Consider the following 742-nt stretch of genomic DNA (forward strand, 5'->3'; position numbering starts at 1 on the left):
GTGCTGGCGCGTGGCGACAGCGGCCTGCGCCTGGGCGCGGACTATTCGTGGAAACGGGGCGCCGTGCGGCTGGTCAGCGATCGGCTGATCGAGAGCCAGCAGGCCGCCGACGCGGCTAAAGAGCGATGAGATTCATCGCTCTTTAGATCTTTTGTTTGAGCATGATCTTATCGGAAAACCGCTGCACACTTTTCCGGATCATGCTCAGAAGGTAAGCTGCACCTTCATTGATTGCGAGCGGTCGCTGGCGAGCTCGAAGGCGGCGGCCGCGTTCTCGAACGGCATGGTGGCCGTGATCAGCGGCTTGACGTCGATCAGGCCTTCGCCCATCAGGCGCACCGCGAGCTCGAACTCGGGATCGAACCGGAAGGTGCCGCGGAGCTGCAATTCCTTGGCGACGATGGAATTGATCGGCAGCGTCATCTCGCCGCCGAGGCCGAGCTGAACGAGGGTCGCGCCAGGGCGCAGCACGTCGAGCGCGGTGCGCAGCGCAGCCTGATTCCCGGAGGCTTCGAACAGCGTGTCGAACACGCCCTTGCCGGCGCGCCAGGGATCGAGCGCGGCGGCGTCAGTCGCGACGTTGATGGCGTGACTGGCACCGAGCTTTTTGGCAACCGCGAGCGGTGCGTCGGCGACATCCGTCACCACGATCTCGGCGGCGCCGCCGAAGCGCGCGACCAAAATCATCAGCGCGCCGATCGGGCCGCAGCCGGTGATCAGCACGCGCTTGCCGAGCAGCGGG

The 742-nt window shown here is 65.6% G+C and carries 1 protein-coding gene; it reads right to left on the minus strand.

Translation table 11 applies throughout. The features are described from left to right. Positions 1 to 204: 204 nt before the first annotated feature. Positions 205 to 742 (minus strand): zinc-binding dehydrogenase (locus MOV75_RS40520; protein ID WP_247008451.1); only part of this gene is annotated, 538 nt, incomplete at its 5' end.

It is taken from the genome of Bradyrhizobium sp. PRIMUS42 (assembly GCF_023006515.1).
Taxonomy (GTDB): Bacteria; Pseudomonadota; Alphaproteobacteria; order Rhizobiales; family Xanthobacteraceae; genus Bradyrhizobium.